At 71.9% G+C, this 18,489-nt stretch carries 20 protein-coding genes; 9 read left to right on the top strand and 11 right to left on the bottom strand.

What is annotated here, in order from left to right:
• The 3 genes from AB0K14_RS29215 to AB0K14_RS29205 form a co-directional block, all read left to right on the top strand.
• A partial coding sequence (locus tag AB0K14_RS29215) for an endo-1,4-beta-xylanase (RefSeq protein ID WP_360460591.1) occupies positions 1–558 on the top strand: 558 nt, incomplete at its 5' end.
• A gap of 93 nt (positions 559–651) precedes the next feature.
• Positions 652–1,926, top strand: coding sequence for a cellulose binding domain-containing protein (locus AB0K14_RS29210; RefSeq protein ID WP_360460588.1), 1,275 nt, complete (start codon positions 652–654; stop codon positions 1,924–1,926).
• A gap of 267 nt (positions 1,927–2,193) precedes the next feature.
• Positions 2,194–2,586, top strand: a complete 393-nt coding sequence (locus AB0K14_RS29205) for a hypothetical protein (RefSeq protein ID WP_360460585.1) — start codon at positions 2,194–2,196, stop codon at positions 2,584–2,586.
• A gap of 32 nt (positions 2,587–2,618) precedes the next feature.
• Here the strand turns inward: AB0K14_RS29205 and AB0K14_RS29200 are convergent, their stop codons facing one another.
• Both AB0K14_RS29200 and AB0K14_RS29195 read right to left on the bottom strand, forming a co-directional pair.
• Positions 2,619–3,128, bottom strand: coding sequence for a polyketide cyclase (locus tag AB0K14_RS29200; RefSeq protein ID WP_360460582.1), 510 nt, complete (start codon positions 3,126–3,128; stop codon positions 2,619–2,621).
• A gap of 34 nt (positions 3,129–3,162) precedes the next feature.
• Positions 3,163–3,333 carry a hypothetical protein gene (locus tag AB0K14_RS29195; RefSeq protein ID WP_360460579.1) on the bottom strand — a complete coding sequence of 57 codons (171 nt, stop codon included), beginning with the start codon at positions 3,331–3,333 and terminating at the stop codon, positions 3,163–3,165.
• A 247-nt stretch (positions 3,334–3,580) separates the two neighbouring features.
• Here AB0K14_RS29195 and AB0K14_RS29190 point away from each other — a divergent pair, with 247 nt between their 5' ends.
• Positions 3,581–4,840: a DUF1800 domain-containing protein gene (locus AB0K14_RS29190; RefSeq protein ID WP_360460576.1), complete on the top strand. Its 1,260-nt coding sequence runs from the start codon at positions 3,581–3,583 to the stop codon at positions 4,838–4,840.
• A gap of 4 nt (positions 4,841–4,844) precedes the next feature.
• The gene (locus AB0K14_RS29185; protein ID WP_360460573.1) at positions 4,845–6,077 is read left to right on the top strand and encodes a DUF1501 domain-containing protein; all 1,233 of its coding nucleotides are present in this window, start codon (positions 4,845–4,847) and stop codon (positions 6,075–6,077) included.
• Between the two features lie 18 nt (positions 6,078–6,095).
• Here the strand turns inward: AB0K14_RS29185 and AB0K14_RS29180 are convergent, their stop codons facing one another.
• Together AB0K14_RS29180 and AB0K14_RS29175 are read right to left on the bottom strand one after the other, a co-directional pair.
• Positions 6,096–6,638 carry a dihydrofolate reductase family protein gene (locus tag AB0K14_RS29180; RefSeq protein ID WP_360460570.1) on the bottom strand — a complete coding sequence of 181 codons (543 nt, stop codon included), beginning with the start codon at positions 6,636–6,638 and terminating at the stop codon, positions 6,096–6,098.
• Positions 6,635–7,027: a MerR family transcriptional regulator gene (locus tag AB0K14_RS29175; RefSeq protein WP_360460596.1), complete on the bottom strand. Its 393-nt coding sequence runs from the start codon at positions 7,025–7,027 to the stop codon at positions 6,635–6,637. The genes AB0K14_RS29180 and AB0K14_RS29175 overlap by 4 nt, the downstream gene beginning before the upstream one ends.
• A gap of 84 nt (positions 7,028–7,111) precedes the next feature.
• On the opposite strand from AB0K14_RS29175, the gene AB0K14_RS29170 reads away from it, so the two are divergent.
• A complete protein-coding gene (locus AB0K14_RS29170) occupies positions 7,112–7,975 on the top strand; it encodes an NAD(P)-binding domain-containing protein (protein WP_360460567.1) in 864 nt (287 codons plus the stop codon).
• 294 nt (positions 7,976–8,269) lie between these two features.
• On the opposite strand, the gene AB0K14_RS29165 is transcribed toward AB0K14_RS29170, so the two are convergent.
• Positions 8,270–8,476 (bottom strand): hypothetical protein, encoded by a 207-nt coding sequence (locus AB0K14_RS29165; protein WP_360460564.1) that lies wholly within the window; start codon positions 8,474–8,476, stop codon positions 8,270–8,272.
• 141 nt (positions 8,477–8,617) lie between these two features.
• On the opposite strand from AB0K14_RS29165, the gene AB0K14_RS29160 reads away from it, so the two are divergent.
• On the top strand, positions 8,618–9,553 hold the full coding sequence (locus AB0K14_RS29160) for a GNAT family N-acetyltransferase (RefSeq protein ID WP_360460561.1): 936 nt from the start codon (positions 8,618–8,620) through the stop codon (positions 9,551–9,553).
• A 142-nt stretch (positions 9,554–9,695) separates the two neighbouring features.
• Here the strand turns inward: AB0K14_RS29160 and AB0K14_RS29155 are convergent, their stop codons facing one another.
• The 4 genes from AB0K14_RS29155 to AB0K14_RS29140 form a co-directional block, all read right to left on the bottom strand.
• A complete protein-coding gene (locus AB0K14_RS29155) occupies positions 9,696–10,262 on the bottom strand; it encodes a hypothetical protein (protein WP_360460558.1) in 567 nt (188 codons plus the stop codon).
• Positions 10,210–13,488, bottom strand: coding sequence for an NACHT and WD repeat domain-containing protein (locus tag AB0K14_RS29150; protein ID WP_360460555.1), 3,279 nt, complete (start codon positions 13,486–13,488; stop codon positions 10,210–10,212). Before AB0K14_RS29150 ends, AB0K14_RS29155 begins: the two co-directional genes overlap by 53 nt.
• Positions 13,460–13,897, bottom strand: coding sequence for a hypothetical protein (locus AB0K14_RS29145; RefSeq protein ID WP_360460553.1), 438 nt, complete (start codon positions 13,895–13,897; stop codon positions 13,460–13,462). The genes AB0K14_RS29150 and AB0K14_RS29145 overlap by 29 nt, the downstream gene beginning before the upstream one ends.
• Positions 13,898–14,151: 254 nt before the next feature.
• A complete protein-coding gene (locus AB0K14_RS29140) occupies positions 14,152–14,829 on the bottom strand; it encodes an aminoglycoside phosphotransferase family protein (protein WP_360460550.1) in 678 nt (225 codons plus the stop codon).
• Positions 14,830–15,050: 221 nt separating this feature from the next.
• Here AB0K14_RS29140 and AB0K14_RS29135 point away from each other — a divergent pair, with 221 nt between their 5' ends.
• Positions 15,051–15,617 (top strand): DUF402 domain-containing protein, encoded by a 567-nt coding sequence (locus tag AB0K14_RS29135; protein WP_360460547.1) that lies wholly within the window; start codon positions 15,051–15,053, stop codon positions 15,615–15,617.
• A gap of 40 nt (positions 15,618–15,657) precedes the next feature.
• Here the strand turns inward: AB0K14_RS29135 and AB0K14_RS29130 are convergent, their stop codons facing one another.
• On the bottom strand, positions 15,658–16,620 hold the full coding sequence (locus AB0K14_RS29130) for a pyridoxal-phosphate dependent enzyme (RefSeq protein WP_360460544.1): 963 nt from the start codon (positions 16,618–16,620) through the stop codon (positions 15,658–15,660).
• 24 nt (positions 16,621–16,644) lie between these two features.
• On the opposite strand from AB0K14_RS29130, the gene AB0K14_RS29125 reads away from it, so the two are divergent.
• Positions 16,645–17,217 (top strand): ATP-binding protein, encoded by a 573-nt coding sequence (locus tag AB0K14_RS29125; RefSeq protein ID WP_360460541.1) that lies wholly within the window; start codon positions 16,645–16,647, stop codon positions 17,215–17,217.
• A gap of 483 nt (positions 17,218–17,700) precedes the next feature.
• Here the strand turns inward: AB0K14_RS29125 and AB0K14_RS29120 are convergent.
• On the bottom strand, positions 17,701–18,489 hold a 789-nt coding region (locus tag AB0K14_RS29120), incomplete at its 5' end, for a tetratricopeptide repeat protein (protein WP_364339308.1).

The following is an 18,489-nucleotide window of genomic DNA, read 5'->3' as shown; positions in this document are numbered from 1 at the left end:
GAGTTGGACATCGAAGGATCCGGCTCGACCCAGGCCCAGCAATACCAGGGCGTCGTCCAAGCCTGCCTCGCCGTCACCCGCTGCACCGGCATCACGGTGTGGGGCATCCGCGACAGCGACTCGTGGCGCGCCTCCGGCACCCCGCTGCTGTTCGACGGCTCCGGCAACAAGAAGGCCGCCTACACCTCCACCCTCAACGCCCTCAACGCCGCACCCACCACCGGCCCGACCACCACGACGACCAGCAACTCGACTGATCCGACCACACCGACCACCACCACGCCGAACCCCGGCGGTTGCACCGCGACCTACTCCGAGGGCCAGAAGTGGAGTGACCGCTTCAACGGCCAGGTCACCGTCTCGGGCACGAACAACTGGGTCGTCACGGTCACGGTGAGCTCGCCCCAGAGGATCATCGCCACCTGGAACACCACCGCGACGTGGGAGTCGGCCAACGTGATGACCGCCCGCCCCAACGGCAACGGCAACGCGTTCGGCTTCACCATCCAGCACGGCGGCAACTGGAGCTGGCCCAGCGTCTCCTGCCGAGTCGGCTGATCCGGCCGCGGGAGGGCTCGTCCGCCACCGGGCCCTCCCGCGCCGATCACGCGACGCCAATCCGCCGCCGCCCGCAGTGGAAGGAGCACTCCCATGCGCAGGAACGATCCTCGCGGGTCACGATCGGCCGCACTGGTGGCCGCCGTGGCGCTCGTCGCGACGAGCGGCGCCCTGATCGGCTCGCAGCCCGCGTCGGCCGCCGCCGGGTGCCGGGTCGACTACTCGATCGGCTCGCAGTGGCCGGGCGGCTTCACCGCCAACGCGGTCGTGACGAACCTCGGCGACCCGGTGAACGGGTGGCGGCTGTCGTGGACGTTCCCCGCGGACGAGCGGATCACGCAGTCGTGGAACGGGACGCACACCCAGTCGGGCGCCCAGGTCACCGCCGCCAACGCGGCGTGGAACGGCGCCATCGCGACCGGCGCGACGGTCTCGTTCGGCTTCAACGCCACGTCCGGCGCCCGCTCGACACCCCCGTCGGTGTTCACCCTCAACGGCACCGTGTGCACCGGTGCGACGACCACGAGCACCACCACGAGCACCACCACGAGCACCACGACGACGACGACCACGACCACCCCACAGCCTGGCCGTCCCATGATCGAGAACAACTTCTCCGTCACCAGGGAAGGCGCCTACGGGGACAACCGCTTCACCGTGTTCCGCCCGTCGAACCCGCAGGCGGTCGACCGGGCGCTGCCCGTGCTGGCGTTCGGGAACGGCGCGTGCGCGCACACGAACAACAGCGAGGTGACGCGGATCCTGACGTTCATCGCGTCGAAGGGCTTCGTCGTGGTGGACACCGGCTCGGTCGACGGCTCGCCCAACGGCGTGCCGAGCGGATCACCCATCCCCTCCCTGCTGACGGACGCGATCACCTGGGCCGAGCGGGAGCAGAACCGCTCCGGCGCGCCGCTCCGCCAGCGCCTCGACCTGACCAAGGTGGCGACCGCCGGCCACTCCTGCGGTGGCTTGGAGGCCATGGTCGCCGCCCAGGACCGCCGCGTGTCCGCGGTCGTCTCACTGAACAGCGGGTTCTTCGCCGACGGCTCGTTCGGCTACCCGCGCTCCGAGGTCGGCAAGCTGCACACGCCCGCCATGTTCATGGACGGCGGCACGTCCGACATCGCCTACGCCAACAACCAGGCCACCTACGACCTGGCCACGGTGCCGGCCGTGCTGGCCCGCCACCCCCAGGCCGGCCACGGGGGCTTCATCACCGGCAGCCAGCTGACCGACGGCATGACGACGGTGGTGCAGTTCTTCGACATGGTGCTCAACGGCAACCAGGCGGCACGCGCCTACATCCTCAGCCCGTCCGGGCTGGCGGCCAAGGCGCCCTGGGTGGTGGCGACGAAGAACTTCTGACCGCCGCACGAGGGGTAACGGCCGTCACCGGCACACGCGCGCCGACCAGCGCGTGTGCCGGTGACGGTCGTTCGGCGTCCTGGGGACCTGGCGGCGCGGTTCCGGTCACCGTCCAGCCCGACACGCGTCCCGCGACGGCGTCCCCTCGCAATGGCGCACCGTGATCCGGACGGGACCCTGTGGACACCGGATCGCCCGATCGTGTCACGAACAGTAAGGAGATGATGGCTGCCGCGACGACCCCACCTCCCGGAAGACGGTCCTCTCATGCCGCCGATCACACGCATCGTCAACACCGCCCTGACCGCGGTGCTGAACCAGTACGGCACCGACGCCTCACCGGCGCTGGACGACCGGGGGCTGCTCTGGCACATCGACTTAGACGGCGTGCTGCGCGGCGTGGTGCCCGAGTCCTGCCCGGCCGCAGAGGTGCTGGAACGCCTGGTCAACTGGGCCGCGGTGCTCGACCTCGCCCTCGTCGGACCCGACCGGGGTCTGCGCGGTGTGTTCACCTACCGCGGTGTGGTCGACGAGCGCGCGGTCGAAGTCCGGGGAACGGTGAAGCCCCAGTCCGCGCCGTCCGTCGCGGGACCGGCGGCGGACGACCGGCTGCCGACCACCCGACACAGGCACGGCGGAGAACATGATCACTCGCAGTGACCGGACTCGCCAACGGGTCGGCGGTGACGGCCTCAGGCCGTCCGGTGCCGGTGCCGCTCGGCGAGCAGCTTCAGGTTGAGCAGCTGCCGTCGAGCCATGACCAGGTCGCCGATCGACAGGGCGAGGGCCACCCAGCGGTTGGTCCGCATGACGACCTTGAGCAGCAGGCGCGTCGTGCCGGGGCCCTGGGGCACGACGACGTAGGACATGAAGGCGCCCATGATGGCGCCCGTCAGCTGCTTCCCCGGTTCGACCGAGACGATCCGGCCGAGCCGGCGGCCGCCGGCGGTGGTGAACCGCTCCCCGGGTCGGGGCTCGGGCAGGCCTGCGAGCTCGCGCGGCGAGCGCCGGCCGAGGTTGTCGATCCAGTCGTACGCGTACGGCGCGAGCCTCACCTGGGCGACCCACGCCCACACCGCTTCGGCGGGTGCCTGGACGTCCACGCCCCGCCACGCCTGCAACGCGGGCGAGGTGACGAAGTCGTCGCACGGGTAGGAGCGCGAGACCTCGCTGTCGCTCACACCCCACCGATCACCGATCACCCGTCCATCATCCACCACCGGGAGGTCCCGACCGCTACTCGAAGAACTTGAGGCTCCAGCCGGTGTCCGAGGTGGGGCCCGGGACGTCGGCGCGGCGGTAGGTCGTGTTGCCCCACCACGCGAACGTGCCTGTGTACCAGTAGCGGTTGTCCCAGTGGTAGGGCGTGCCCAGCTGTAGGGGTTCTGCTCGACGTCGGCGGTGCACCCCACACCGAGCCCCGGTTGCCCTCGTCGCGCCACACCAGGCGCGCGGGCACGGCGGCCAGACCGTCCGGGGACGACGCCTGGCGGATCTGGATGCCCCCATCGCCGACCTGCGCCGAGACGCAAGTGCCGCCGACGCGGATCACGCTCGGGACGGGACCTTCCTGGCGGCCGGCGGCGCTGAGCACCCGCTGAAGATCCCGCTCCGCGCACGCCGCGGCCGGTGAAGGGGTCACATACTCGTCGGCATGGCGCAACTGACCGAGCACGCCGCCGTGCGCAGGTTGTACGACCGGCTCGGCTTCGGCCCGCGTGAGGGCGACCTCGACCGCGGCTTCGACGCGGTCCTCGACGCCCTGCCCGCCCCGACCGCCGAGGACCCCCCTCCCCCGCCGGTGGGCGCGCCGCGTCCGACCGGCGACAAGCGGGAGGCCAACCGGCAGCGGGCCGCGGACGAACGTGCCCTGGTGGTGTGGTGGCTGGACCGGATGGTCACCGCGGACGCCGCCGCGACCGAGCGGATCACCTGGTTCTGGCACGGGCACTTCGCCACCAGCGAGCAGAAGGTGCGCTCGCCCGCGTTGATGCTCGCGCAGAACCGGCTGTTCCGACGCCTGGGCCTCGGCCCGTTCGGCCCGCTCGCCCAGGCGGTGGTGGTCGACCCGGCGATGCTGCTGTGGCTCGACGGTGACGACAACCGCGCCGGATCCCCCAACGAGAACCTGGCCCGCGAGTTCCTGGAGCTGTTCGCGCTCGGCATCGGCCACTACGACGAGCACGACGTGCGTGAGGCGGCTCGTGCGTTGACCGGGTGGAAGGTCGTTCGGGGCGCCGGTCGCGCCGAGCCGGTCGCCAAGCGCCACGACGGCGGTGCCAAGACCATCCTGGGCGACAGCCGGCCGCACACCGCCGCGTCGCTGGTGGACCTGGTGCTGTCCAGGCCCGAGTCGGCGGACTTCGTGGTCGGGCGGCTGTGGTTCCGGATGGTGTCCGCCGCACCGCCCGCGCCCGACGCGGTGGAGCGGGTCGTGGCGGCTTTCCGCGTCGACACCCGGTCCGCGCTGCGGGCGATCGCGGCGGAGCCCGCGTTCCTCGACCCGGCCAACGCGCTGGTCAAACAACCCGTGGAGTGGCTGGTGGGGTTGATGCGGGCCCTGGGCGTGCGGCCCGCGGAGTTCGACGAGCAGGTGGCCGGCAGGCTCGGCCGCGGGTTGCGGGCACTGGGGCAGGTGCCGTTCCGACCGCCGAGCGTCGGCGGCTGGCCCTCGGGCGGCGCCTGGTTGACCACTGCGGCGTGGCCGGCCAGGCTCGACCTGGCCCGCCTGGTCGCCGACCGCGCCGACCTGGCCGGCTTGGGCAGGGCCGATCCGGTCGAGGGCGTGCGGCGGCGGTTGGGCGTGGACGCCTGGTCCGAGCGGACCCGGTCGGCGTTGGCACGGGTCGCCGACGACCCGGCGGAGCTGACGACCGCGGCGGCGTGCGCCCCCGAGTACGTGGTGAGCGGGTGATGGCGTGGACCGGGTGACGCGACGGCGCTTCCTGACCCTCTCCGGGGTGACCGCGGCGGGGGCGCTCGCGGTCGGCGCGACCCGGGTGAGCTGGCAGGACCTGATGGGTGCGGCGGCCGAACGCCCGCTGGCCCCGGATCGCGGCGTGCTCGTGGTCGTGACCCTCTACGGCGGCAACGACGGCTTGAACACGGTCGTCCCGGCCGCCGACCGCGCCTACCAGGACGCCCGCCCCGACCTGGCGTACCGCCCCGAGGACGTGCTCGACCTCGGTGACGGCCTGGGTCTGAACCCCGGCATGGCGGGCCTGAAATCGCTGTGGGACGAGGGCGGTCTGGCCGTCGTGCGCGGCGTCGGCTACCCGAGCCCGGACCGCAGCCACTTCAGGTCGATGGCGATCTGGCAGACCGCTTCGCCGCGCACCTCCGTGCCGTCCGGGTGGCTGGGCCGCTGGCTCGACGCGACCGCCGACGGTGACCCGCTGCGGGCGCTGTCGGTGGAACCCCTGCTCCCGCCGATGCTCGCGGGTGAGAGCACGGCGGCGGCCTCGCTGCCGTTGAGCGGTCTGCACTTGCCGTCGGGGCGGTTGCGCGACGCGTTCGCCGAGCTCGGCGGCGAGGCCGCGGGCGAGGGGACGTGGCAGGCGCGGGCCGCTCGTTCCATCACCGACCTGTACCGCGCCTCCGCCGAACTGCGCGACGCGGCACGGGAGTCCGGTGAGGACGATCCGGATGCCCGCCGTGACAAGGGTTCCTCGGCGGGCGGCAACACCGGCCTGGCCACCCAGCTGGACGTCGTGGCGCGGCTCATCGAGGCGGGCGCGCCGCCACGGGTCTACTCGGTGTCGTTGGGCGGGTTCGACACCCACGCCGACGAACGCGTCACCCAGCAACGCCTGCTCACCGAGCTGGACGGCGCCCTCACACCGTTCACGCGTCGTGTCGGGCAGCGCGCGGTGGTGCTGGTGTACTCCGAGTTCGGCCGGCGGGTGCGCGCCAACTCGGGTGACGGCACCGACCACGGCACGGCGGGACCGGTGTTCCTGCTGGGCCGCGGTGTCAACGGCGGCTTCCACGGCGCACAGCCGAGCCTGACCGACCTCGACGACGGCGACCTCAAGGCCACCACCGACTTCCGCGACGTCTACGCCACCCTGCTCGACCGCGTGCTCGGCACCGATCCCGGTCGGGTGCTCCCCGACCACGCGGGCCGCCTGGACGCCGCGTTCCGCGTGTGACGACGACCGCGGCCGCGCCTACTTCCGCACGCGGAAGCGGAGCATGGTGACGGCGCCCGACTGCGTGTTCTCGCAAGGCTCCAGTTCGACCCTGTCGGAGCCCGGCGGCGAGAAGCGGACGCCGTCGCCGAGCAGCACCGGCAGGACGTAGACCAGGACCTCGTCGACGAGCCCGCGGCGCAGGCACTGGGCGGCCACGTCGGCGCCGAGGATCTCCAGGTTCTTGCCGCCCGCGGCGCGGCGTGCCGTGGCGACGGCTTCCTCCAGTCCGCAGGTGAGGAACGTGACGGAGGGGTCCGGCTCGTCGGGCGGCTCGTGGGTGAGGACGAACAGCGCTCCCCCGTCGTAGGGGGTGCCCTGCTCGGCCATGCCCTTGCCGACCTCGTGGGTGCGCCGGCCGATGAGCATGGCGCCCGTGGCCTCCATGACCTCGGGGAACACGTCCGGGGTCAGGTACCCGGCGACCCAGTCCATCGCGTGGCCGGGACCGGCGATGAAGCCGTCCAGCGACATCGCCCTGTTCACGACCACCTTGCCGGTGCCGGTGCCCACGTCACTCATGCGTCTTCTCCGCGGATCCCGGAAGCGCGGGGCCGGATCCGCCGCTTCGTGGCCACCAGGTACTCCTGCAACGTCCGACGGGACTGGACCAGCGTGTCGATCCGCTCGTCGAGCCCGGCGATGCGCGCCCGCAGCAGGTCCAGGGTTTCCGGGCAGGGTTTCAGGTCCGGAGCCGTGCCCGTGACGCACGGTTGGAGGTAGCCGATCTCCTGGGTCGACAGGCCGGCGTCGAGCAGCTTCCTGATCTGGGCCACGGTCAGCACGGCGTCGTCGCCGTACTCGCGGTAGCCGTTGCCACCGCGCTCGGGCACCAGCAGGCCCTGCGCCTCGTAGTACCTCAGCTGGTGCGGGTTCACCCCCGTCCGCCGACTCAGCTCGCCGATCAGCACGCGAATCCCCTTGACCTTCATACCGGTGTGAACGTTGACGATTGTGCCACCGATCACCGACCAGCGATCAAGAAAAGGGAGCACATGGTGCACACCGGCACACCCGTCACGGTTCTGGGCCTCGGACTGATGGGCGGCGCCCTCGCGGGGGCGTTCCTGCGCGCGGGACACCCGACGACCGTGTGGAACCGCACGACCGCCAAGGCGGACGATCTCGTGTCCCGAGGCGCGACGCTCGCCGGGTCTCCGTCGGCCGCGATCGCGGCGGCCCCGCTCGTGGTGGTCTGCGTGTCGGACTACGACGCCGTGGCGGACGTCCTCGACGGACCGCTCGACGGCCGGGTCGTGGTGAACCTGTCCTCGGGCACGCCCACGCGCGCCAGAGCGCTCGCGGAAGAGGTGGCGCGACGCGGCGGCGGCTACCTCGACGGCGGGGTCATGGCCGTTCCGGATGCCGTGGGCACCGCCGACGCCGTGCTCGCCTACAGCGGGCCACGACCGCTGTACGACGCGCACAGGTCCACGCTGGACACCCTCGGCACGGGCCTGCACCTCGGCGACGACCCCGGTCTGTCGGCCCTGCACGAGATGGCCACGCTCGTCTTCATGTGGGGGATGCTTGACGGTTTCCTCAACGGCGCCGCGATCCTCAGCACGGCCGGTGTGTCCGCCATGGCGTACCTGCCGATCGCGCGGACGGCGGTCGACACGGTGGCGGGCTGGCTGCCGGGCTACGCGCGGCAGGTCGACAGCGGCACCTACCCGGCCGACGACGGCACCATCGACACCCACCTGGCGGCGATGGCGCACGTCGTCGAGGAGAGCGAGTCGCTCGGCGTCAACGCGGAGCTGCCGAGGCTCGTCAAGGCGCTGGCCGAGCGTGCGGCGTCGGCCGGTCACGGTTCCAGCGGGTACGTCGCGCTGGTGGAGCAGTTCCGCACGCGATGAGCCACGCCACGAGCCACCCGGTGGCGTTCGGCCGGGAGCAGGCCTCGTGCCGGGCGGCGTCAGGGCACCTCAGGAACCGGTGGGGCGTTCCTCCGCGTCGGGCCCGGGACCGGGAACGGGTCGCGACCGGTCGGTCACCCCCGCCGACTGCGCCGTCCAGTCCTTCCCCAGCCGCGTCCGGCGTGGGTTGGCGACCGTTCGTCCGGTGTCCGTCTCGTGCATGGGTCCTCCTGTGAAGTCACACGTGCACCTGGTGGTTACCGACGACCGGCCCCGGTCAAACGATGAGGTGGGTCACCTGCCCGGCAGGCTGATCGAGAGGACGCCGAGCGACCCGCACACCACCGCGGTGTCCGGGTCGGCGGCATCCGTGGTGACCCCGAACAGGCGGTTGCTCGTGTCGAAGGCCGACCGGGTGCCGTGGTCGTCCAGGCTCGTGACCTCCAGCGCTCCGGACTGGCCGACGGTCAGCAGGCGCGAGCCGCGCTCGTCGAGCCACATGTCCGCACGGCGGGTGACCGCGGTTCGGGGATCTCGCGGCGCTCGACGCGACGGCGGTGGCAACCTGTGGGTGGACGGCGGGTTCGGGTGGACCGCGCGGCCGTCCCGGACGCCGTGCACGGGTGACGAAGGGGAAGCCCCATGCTCGACGAGCACGACCGACGACTCCGGAGCCTGGATCCGCTGCTGCCGGCGGCACAGCCGCTGCCGGAGCCCGGACCGGGGGAACTCGCGCTGGGCGCGGCCTCGGCCGCGGGGGTCTACCGGGTGCGGCGGCTGGACCCGGACTCGCCGGAGGCCGACGAGCGGGCCGTCGAGGTGCACCTGCTCGACGCCCGGGTGGCGGGGCCGGACCCCGTCGCGGCGATGGCCGCGCTGCTGGACCGGTGGGAGGAGCACCTCCCGGCGAGCGGACCCACGGGTGGCGGTGACTCCGAGGCGCTGATCACGTGGCCCAGTCGCGACACGTCGTTGACGTCGACCTTCCTGTCGCACGGACTGGTGCCGGGTCTGACACTGGCCGCGAGACCCGCCGGGCGACCGCTGCCTGCGGTACCGGAAGGAGTGGTCGTGCGTGCGATGGGCAGTGCCGACCTGGAGGTGGCGGTCGGTCTTCAGCTGGAGTTGGCGCGGTGGAACCAGCAGTTCGGCGGCCGGGTGCCGCGCCCCTCCACCGAGGCGAACTCGCGCCGGGTACTGGGTGCGAGGCTCGCGCCGCCCACCACGTCCTGGACGTGGGTGGCGGAGGTGGACGGCGCGGTCACCGGTCTGGTCGTGGTGACACCGCCCGAGCGGGCGGACTGGGTCGCCGCGTCGGTCGCGTCCGGCCCGGTCGCCTACGTGGGGTGCCTGGTCGTGGGTGCCGCACATCGTGGTGACGGTGTCGGAGCCGCGCTCGTGGCGACCGCCCACGCCGCGTTGGACGCCGCGGGTATCGGGGTGACCCTGTTGCACTACTACACCATGAACCCGCTGTCGGTGCCGTTCTGGCACCGACACGGCTACCGTCCACTGTGGACCGAGTGGTCCCGAAGACCGGTCGGCGGCGCGGGCCGTGGTGGGGAGTGGGCGAGGTAGTGTTGGAGTCCGCGGTGGCGGAACCGGCAGCCGCCGCCGGCTTGGCGTACCAGACCGGCTTGGTAGTGCCAGTCGAGGAGTCGGCCGAGCCACCACGGCAGTGAGCGGGTCGTCAACCGTCGCCTGGTGCGGAGCACGCGGCCTACGAGTCCGCGCAGGTTCGTTCGAACGGCACACCGGGCACGAGCAGTGCCCAGTCCTCGCGTGACACGTCGCCGCCGGCCATCTCGCACGCGCGGCCCACGACGTCGCGCACCGTGCGGGTGAGGTCCTCAAGCGGCCAGGCGCCGATGTTGCCGTCCTCGCCGGTGGTGATCGCCGTGGTGCCGTCGGGGCTGAAGGCGACGCCCATGACCTCGTTGCCGTGCTGCGCCGCCGCGATGAGCTTGACCGGGTGATCACGGTCGGTGAGGTCCCACAGCACCAGCCGCCGGTCGTCGCCCACCGTGCCGACCAACCTGCCGCCGGGCGCGAAGGCGACCGCGTTCACCGGGCCGTCGTGTCCGCCGGTCAAGCGCGGCAGCGGCTTCGGGTGCGCGCGGTCGGTGAGGTCCCACAGGGCGGTGGTGCCATCCCGGCCGGTGGCGGCGAGCGTGCGCCCGTCGTCGCTGAAGGCGACGTCCATGACCTCCTCCGGGGCGGCCAGGTCGGCCAGCTCACGGGGGTGTGCCGGGTCGGTGAGATCCCACAGGGCCCTCGCGTCGTTCACGGCGATCGTGCCGCCGTCCGGGCTGATCGCGGCGACGGACGCGTGGTCGGGCAGCGTGGCGACCCCTCTTCGGTGCGGCGGGGTCGCGCACGTCCCACACCTCGTTCCCGGTGACGAGCACGTCACCGTCCCCGCTCAGTGCGATGCCCAGGTAGACCGTCCGGTCGTCGTTGACCTTGGCCAGCTCACGCGGCCTGCCCGGGTCGGACACGTCCCACAGCGTCGCCGTGCCCAGGGTGCCGCTCGGGCTCAGGTCCCGCGTGGCGAGCAGGTCGGCGTCATCGGAGAACGCGAGGTCCTGCACCCCGTACCTGTCCACCACGATCGAGGTCTGCCCGGTGTGGGTGGCGGGCGGAACCTCGAACGACGAGACCTGGCGGGGTTCGGACGGGTTGGTCGCGTCCCACAGCAGCACCTGGCTGCCGGTGTCGGCGGTGGCCATGAGTTCACCGTTCCGGCTCAGCGCCACCGCGTTGAGCCCGACGGCGCCGTGGCCGTGGGCGACCTGCCGCACGCCGAGCTCGGTCGGGTTGCCGACCTGCCACAGGATCGCGCTGCGGTCGACCCCGCCGGTGGCCAGGGTGTACTGGTCGGGGTTGAAGGCGACCGCGTACAGGCCGGCCTCGTGCCCCTTGAGCGTCGACCACCTGGTGGCGCGGGTGCGGTCGGACAGGTTCCACACCACGGCGGTGTGGTCCAGGCTCGCGGTGGCCAGGAGGTCGGCGGTCGGGTGGAAGGCCAGCCCGAGGACGCGTTCGCCGTGCTCGGCCGTGGTGGTCAGGTGGACGGGCTGCTCGGGTCGGCTCACGTCCCACACCGACACGGTGTTGCCGTTGGCGGCGGCGACGGTGGCCGAGTGCGGGCTGAAGGCCACTTCGGGGGTGTCCACGCCGGGGCCCGGCACGTCGAATCGCGTGATCTTGACGGGTTGCGCGGGCCTGCCGACGTCCCACAGCGTCGCGCTGCGCCCGGGCGGTTCGGCGGTGACCAGCACCTGGCCGTCGCCGCTCAGGGCGATCGACATGGCGCCGGTGTCCTCCGTCGCCGCCAGCCGCCGTGGCGCGCCCGGGTCGGAGATGTCCCACACCGACAGGCCGAAGTAGCCGGCATCGGAGCCGTTGGTGTACGCGGTGCGCCCGCCGGGCGCGAAGACGAAGGACGACTTGCGGAACGGGTTGCCGCGCCGGTCCTCGGAGACCCGCCAGGTGGACAGCGGCACCACCCTGGTCCCGTCGAACCGCCACAGGGCGGCCGTCCCGTCGTCGGTGATCGCGCCGAGCAGCGTGCCGTCGTCGCTGAACCGGACCGATTCCACGTCGTTCGTCAAGGTCCTGAGCGTTTCGACGGCGGTCCGGTCCGGCACGTTCCACAGCGTGATCGCGTTGCCGCTCGCGACGGCCATCCTGCTGCCGTCGTGGTTGTAGGCCAAGGCCCGCACGGTGTTGTCGTGACCGGTCATCGCGCCGGTGTACCGGCTCTGCGTCAGGAGGCCGAGCAGGCTTTCCCTCGTCCGGTGCGTCGGCGCCAGCCGGTGGGCCGCCAGGCCGAGCCGCAGCGCGGTTCGCGGGTCGCTCTCGCGCAGCGCGTTCGCCTGGCCGACCAGCCCGTTCGCAACCGCGGCGCGGGTCTGCCGCCGCGCGTCCAGGGACTGCCGGTAGGCGAGGACGCCCAGGGCGGACGCGGTCAGGAGCAGGATCGCGAGCAGGGCGATGAGCTGCCGCAACCTGCGCACGCTCCGCAGCTGGGTCCGGCCGCTCGCGGTGATGAACTCGCGTTCGAGGTCGGTGAGCGGGCGGGCCGGGTCGGCGGCCACGACGTTGGCGTCGGCGAGGAGCCTGCCCCGGTACAGCGCGCCGGGATCGCGCTCCGTGCGCTCCCACGTGGTCGCCGCCTCGGCCAGCCGCTGGTGCACCAGCAACCCGGCTCGGTCCTCGTCGATCCACCGGCGCAGCGCGGGCCAGGCGCGGACCAGCGCCTCGTGCGTGATCTCGACGGTGTCCTCGCGCTGGGTGAGCAGGCGTGCCGCGGTGAAGGCGGCCAGGACGGCCGACGCCGCGTCCGGGTCGCCACCGGCTTCGAGCAGTTCCGCACGGGGGAAGCGACGCCGGGTGTCCTCCGTGCCCTCGCCGATGTTCACCAACCGCGGGAACAACAACCTGGTCAGGTCTCGGCCGGTCGCGTCCAGGCCCGCGTGGACCCGGTCGGCGGTGCGGGCGACGGCGCCCTCGATGCCGCCCGTGGCCCGGTAGCCCGCCACGGTGAGCGCGTCGCCCTCACGCCGCTGCCAGGTCGAACGCAGGGCGTGCGCCAACAGCGGGAGCCTGCCCGCGTCGTAACCGGTCGCGTCGCCGGCGGCGCCGAGGTCGTGCAGCAGGAGTTCCACCAGGCCGGGTTCGACGGTCAGGCCCACGTCCTGGGCCGGGTAGAGGACGGCTTCGCGCAGCTCGACTTCCGACATCGGGCCGATCACCAGCGGGTTGTCCCGCAACGCGGCCCGCAGCACCGGGTCGTTGGCGCACGAGGCGTAGAAGTCGGCGCGCACGCCCACGACGACCAGCACCGGAGGGCTCGCGTGGGCCAACCGGTCGAGCACCTCGGTGAAGGCGCGCCGCCGTTCCTCGTCTGCGCAGAGGGTGAACAGCTCTTCGAGCTGGTCCACCACGACGACCACGGGTCCACCCCCGCCGGCCTCGACGATCGCGTCGACGCACCGCGCCGGGTCGGCGGCCAGTGCCCCGGGCTGGTCGCCCGTCATCGGGACGACCTGCTCCGCGAGGGCGGTCATCGGATCGGCGGTGGGGGTGAACAGCAGCTGCGGCCACGTGCCCGATCCAGGCAGCGACGACCGCTTCAGCCGGGGCAGCAGACCGGCCCGCAGCAACGACGACTTGCCCGCGCCGGACGGCGCCACCACCACCTGCACTCCCCCGGCGCGCTGCCGGTGGTCCACCAGCTCGACCAGCTCCGCGGTGAGGGCGTCGCGGCCGAAGAACCACCGCGCGTGCTCGGGTCCGAACGCGGCGAGGCCCGGGTACGGGCACTCCCCGTCCGTCGAGCCCGGCTCCGTGCGGCGAGTGCCGTGCACGCCAGCGCCGTAGTAGTTGTGCTGGTGGCCGCCGACCTGGACCACCCGGGCGTCCCCCGAGGCGATCGCCTCCAGGTGGACGGACTTCCCGGGTGGTGGCCCGGCGCCCTGGTCATCGGCCTTCATTGATGTGCTGGTCACCACCCGCCTGGTAGATCCGGGCATCGTCCGAGGCCGTCGCCCGCATCGTGATCGTCGTGCGTCCCGGCGCGCTCGCGTCCAGGGCGGGGGTCAGGGTGTCGTCGAGCAGTCTGCGCAGTTCGGGCACCAGCGCGGGCTCGGCGACCAGCAGCCGGCTCAGCCGCGCCTGCCACGCGCCCACCAGCTCGCGCTCGGCCTCGTCGTCCTCCGCCTCGCGCGCGGCGATCGCGTTCACCCGGGTCTCGGCGATCTCGACGTCGATCACGTCCACGGCCTCGGCGTCGGTCGAACGGGCACGTCGCCACAGCCCGCCGATCGCCGACTTGGCCTTCTGCCACGCCTCGGTCGTCAGCAACTCGACCATCGTCGCCGCAGCCGCCGCCGCGAGTGCCGCCGTTTCCGGATCCATCGCTTCCTCCCCTTCAGCGCGGGCACGCCGCCACTCCTCAGCGTGGCGCGATTCGCGAGGGTGGATGTGACGACCACCCGAACGACCACTCGGATGGCCTACGGCGGAGTCGGCGGGGACGTGGTGGTGCTTGTCGATGCCCTTCGAGCACGTGACCTTGCTTCTCTCGGACCGGCGACGACGTTGTTCCACCGAGACCAGGGTATGTCCCGTCCATCCACAGAGGACTCTTCATCCCTCTGGTCCCGACTTCGTCAAGGAGATGTCCGCGTCCTGGACACCTGCTCCAGCAGACGGGTCGTTCGGGCGGGGTCGCCGTGCTCACGCTCCCACTTGGCCGCGGCGAGTCGGCGCAGCAGCACGTAGAACGGGATCAGCTCGTCGAATGCGGCCGCTTCCGCGCTCGTCGGCGCGTAACCCTCCAACACCGCGGGCAGCAGGTCCTCATCGGCGACCGCGAGCACCGCCAGGTCCATCGCGGGATCGCCGGCGCTGACGTCCTCCAGGTCGATCAGACCGGCGATCCGGCCGTCGCGCACCACGAAGTGCTCGGGACGGCCGTCCAACAGCGTCAGCGTGCCGCGACCGGTCATCAGCGGCTGGAGGCGCAGGCACCAGGCCCGGATCTCGTCGCACCGCCGGGCCGGCACGTCGGCGAAGTCCGCCAGCCAGGCCAGGATCCAGGTGGTCCAGTCCATCATCCACTCGCCGATCGTGTCCGGCCTGCGCTCCGGCTCGGCGTGCACCCGGCGCAGCAACCGGCCCGCCTCGCGCAACGCCGACGGCGGGGCGGCCGCCGACAGCGGCTCACCCTCGATCCACCGGAGCACCAGGTGGGACGGGGTGTCATCGCGACCGGCGTGGACCTCCGACACCGGCAGGCCCGCCGCCGCGAGCCGGGCGATCGCCGCCCGTTCCCCCCCTGAACGCACCCGGCCGCTCGTCGGCCTTCACCGCGAAGCCACCGACCCTGGCGACCAGCCGGCCGGGACGATCGACGTGGATCGTGACCGGCCCGATCGGCAGACCGTGACCGGCAACGACGGCATCCGGGATGACGAGCACGCGGTTGATCCTGGATGAACGAGCGAACCCACGCCGGCGAATTCCGGTGGGCGGCGCGCGCTGCCGCCGTCTCGGGTACGAATGGTTCATGGAACGAGTCGAGGTCTGGCGAGGCGCTCACGGCGATCCGACACCGTTGTTGGGGCCACTGCCCGGAGTCCGCCTCGGTGACACGCTCGCCTACGAGTTCCAACTGCCGGACAGCTTCGAGCCGTGGCCCGGACGGACGCTGCTGGAACGCGTGTTCGTGCTGCTCGACCTCGGTGTCAGCATGTCCGTTCCCGCCTGGCGGTCCCGCTACGGAACCGACCGCACCCAGACCGGGCCGACCACCTGGTACGTCGACCTCGTGCACGTCTCGTCCGCCCAGGGCTCGATCACCGTCCGCGACCTCTACGCCGACGTCCTGGTACCGATGGACGGACGCCACCAGCGACTGCTCGACCTCGACGAGTTCGCCGACGCGATCGAAGCCGGGCAACTCGACATCGCCACCGCCATCGACGGCCTCCGGCGTTGGCAGCGCTTCCTGGACGGGCACCTGCACGCCGCACGCGACCCCAGCGCGACGTGGACCGACTTCCCGCCCCGGCGGCTGCAAGCCCTGGCAGCCCTCCCCAGCCCACTCGGACCGATCGTCACCGCACCGGGCTGATCAGACCACTCCGCCCGTCCGTCCCGTGCATCCGCGCGGGTCACGGACGAACCCAACGGTGGTAGGCGTCGAGGTCGACGTTGCTGCCGCAGAGGACGGTGACGACGTGACGGCCGGCGAAGCGGTCGCGGTCTTCCAGGACGGCGGCGACGCCGAGGGCGGCGGACGGCTCGACGATCAGGCCCGTGTGCTCCAGCAGCATCCGCATACCCGCGATGATCGACGACTCCCGCACGAGGACGGCGTCGTCGGCCACCGTGAGCAGGTCGTCCAGGACTTCCGGGATCGGGAACCGGCCCGCTACGCCGTCGGCGATGGTGTCGGTCGATTCGGTGGTGACGACGCGGCGCTCGTGCCAGGAGCGGGTCATCGCCGGTGCGCCCGTGGGCTGCACGCAGACCACTTCGACACCGGGCGCCAGGGTTTTCAGGACGTGGCCCACGCCGGTGGCCATCGCGCCGCCGCCCAAGGCGATCAGGACGGAGTCGAACGTGGACGACCCTTCCGCCAGTTCGAGGCCGATCGTCGCGGCGCCCTCGCAGGTCTCGACGTCCAGGCTGTCCTCGACCAACCGGATGCCGCGCTGTCGCGCGATGGTCGCCGCCTGTTCGCGGGCCGTCTCGATGTCGCCGTCCACCAGTCGCAACTCCGCACCGAACGCGCGGATCCGGTCGAGCTTGGCGACCGGTGCGTGCCGCGATGCCACCACCGTCACGTCGAGGCCGCGGCGGCGCCCTGACCAAGCGAGCGCCTGGCCGAGGTTGCCCGCGCTGGCGCACACCACGGCCGTGCGGCCCTGCTCGGTCAGCAGGCTCGTCACCAGCTCGGTACCGCGGCCCTTGAAGCTGCGGACCGGGTTCGCCGTTTCCAGTTTGATGCTCACCGTGCAGCCGAGCCGGCTTCCCAGGGCGTCGCACCGGTACATCGGGGTGTTCAGGAACACAGGGTCGATCACGTGGCGCGCCGCGTGGATCCGATCGAGATCGAGCCGCGTCTTGAGCACTCCGAGACCCTATACACCTGACCGGTGCTTCCTCGACGATCAACGCGAACAGGGGACGGGATGAGGCAACCAACACTCTTTCTCATGGTCGGGCTGCCGGCCGCCGGGAAGACCGTCGCCGCGCGGCGCATGGAGGTCGAGCGCGGCGCGCTTCGCCTGACGAAGGACGAATGGGTGAAGGCCCTCTACGGGCATGAGAACCCGCGATCGGCCAACGACGTGATCGAAGGGCGGCTCATCGGGATCGCGCTGCGCGTCCTCGAACTCGGCGGCAACGTGGTGATCGACTTCGGGCTGTGGAGCCGGGACGAGCGCTCGGCGCTGCGGCAGGCGGCGGCGGACCGCGGCGCACGTGTGGAGGTGCACTACTTCGAGGTGTCCCCGGCCGAGCAGCGGCGACGAGTCGATCAGCGCCAGGCCGACGAGCCGGACACCACGTGGCCCATGTCCGACGAGGAACTCGCCGAGTCGGCCGGCCTCATCCAGATCCCGACGCGCGGTGAACTCGACGGCAGCGAACCGGTCGATGATCCACCGGCCGGATTCGCGTCCTGGGACGAGTGGCGCGGGCATCGCTGGCCGCCGACGGTCTCCTGACCGCCACTGTGCATCGGCGGAAGCAGATACGCGAGCACGGTCCGCGGAATGACAGGGTGCTGACGGCGCAGGGGTGGTCGTGCCCGTGGACGCTATGTGGATGGGTTTCGGGCTGGGGCATGTCGAGGAGTTGGTCGGGGTTCAGTGTCGACAGGTCGCGTGGCCCGTCCGGGGTTGTCAGGGTGATGGTGGTGTGGCCGTCGGAAATCTGTTTGGCTTTGTCGATGAGGGTCTTGGCTCGTCGACGCTCGTGGATTCGGTCGGCGAGGTCGGTAACGGCCAAGGCTGCCGAGGGGATGGAGACGATCAGCGCGGCCAGGGCGACCGGGTCGACCGACTTCTCGCTTTCACGGGCGGAATCGCCGGCGTCCGATGTGTCCGTGGGGATCTCGCGCAGTTGACAGCCCCAACTGGCGGCGAGTTCCTGCAGGCTGTTTGTTACCAGTGTCAAGCTGTCCGTGGTGTTGCTCTCCACGCGGATGATCATGTGTCCTCGTTTCCTTGGCCGAGCTGGTCGAGCTGGCTGTGCAGCTGTTCGATGAGGCTGCTGTCGTCGATCTTCAGGGCGGCTTGCAGGCCCTCGTCTGCTATTTGACGGGCCTGGCGTGTCTGGCCGGCGGCTGCGAGCAGGGCGGCCAGGGTCGCGCCTACCACGGCGATGCCATCAGCGCGTTGTAGCTGTTGAAGGACCGTGTAGGACTCGATCAGCCTGAGTGTGGCGGACTCAGGGTCCTGCTGGCTTAGGTTGATCTGGGCCAGGTCCCAGTTCGCGGCGGCGATGCCGTCGAGATCGCCCAGCAGCTTGTTCGTTTCCAAACGCTTGAGTTGCAGCTCTACTGCTTCGTCGTAGTCCCCGCGCTGGTGCAGGATGGCGCCGATCTGTCCCCAGGTGACGGCGGCGGAGCGGGTGTCACCGAGGCGTTCGTAGACCGGGAGTTCGACCTCGCGACGGATGCGCAGGGCCTCGTCGTAATCCCCACGCCGGTGGAGGATGTCACCGATCTGTCCCCAGGTGATGGCGGCGGAGCGGGTGTCACCGAGGCGTTCGTAGACCGGGAGTTGAACTTCACGGCGGATGCGCAGGGCCTCGTCGTAATCCCCACGCTGGTGGAGGATGTCGCCGATCTTGGCCCAGGTGACGGTGGCGGACTGGACGTCGCCGAGGCGTTCGTAGACCGGGAGTTGAACTTCGCGACGGATGCGCAGGGCCTCGTCGTAATCCCCACGCTGATAAAGGATGTCACCGATCCGGCCCCAGGTGACGGCGGCGGA

Origin of the sequence: Actinosynnema sp. NPDC050801 (genome assembly GCF_040673975.1) — a bacterium.
Classification (GTDB): domain Bacteria; phylum Actinomycetota; class Actinomycetes; order Mycobacteriales; family Pseudonocardiaceae; genus Actinosynnema.
Note: the sequence above shows the minus strand (reverse complement) of the source record. Positions and strands in the feature narration are given on the sequence as shown.

What these genes read in the sequence shown, in the direction of transcription:
- AB0K14_RS29210 (WP_360460588.1), top strand. Translation starts at nt 652, where the DNA reads ATGCGCAGGAACGATCCTCGCGGGTCACGATCGGCCGCACTGGTGGCC.
- AB0K14_RS29205 (WP_360460585.1), top strand. Translation starts at nt 2,194, where the DNA reads ATGCCGCCGATCACACGCATCGTCAACACCGCCCTGACCGCGGTGCTG.
- AB0K14_RS29190 (WP_360460576.1), top strand. Translation starts at nt 3,581, where the DNA reads ATGGCGCAACTGACCGAGCACGCCGCCGTGCGCAGGTTGTACGACCGG.
- AB0K14_RS29180 (WP_360460570.1), bottom strand. Translation starts at nt 6,638, where the DNA reads ATGAGTGACGTGGGCACCGGCACCGGCAAGGTGGTCGTGAACAGGGCG.
- AB0K14_RS29170 (WP_360460567.1), top strand. Translation starts at nt 7,112, where the DNA reads ATGGTGCACACCGGCACACCCGTCACGGTTCTGGGCCTCGGACTGATG.
- AB0K14_RS29165 (WP_360460564.1), bottom strand. Translation starts at nt 8,476, where the DNA reads ATGTGGCTCGACGAGCGCGGCTCGCGCCTGCTGACCGTCGGCCAGTCC.
- AB0K14_RS29160 (WP_360460561.1), top strand. Translation starts at nt 8,618, where the DNA reads ATGCTCGACGAGCACGACCGACGACTCCGGAGCCTGGATCCGCTGCTG.
- AB0K14_RS29145 (WP_360460553.1), bottom strand. Translation starts at nt 13,897, where the DNA reads ATGGATCCGGAAACGGCGGCACTCGCGGCGGCGGCTGCGGCGACGATG.
- AB0K14_RS29135 (WP_360460547.1), top strand. Translation starts at nt 15,051, where the DNA reads ATGGAACGAGTCGAGGTCTGGCGAGGCGCTCACGGCGATCCGACACCG.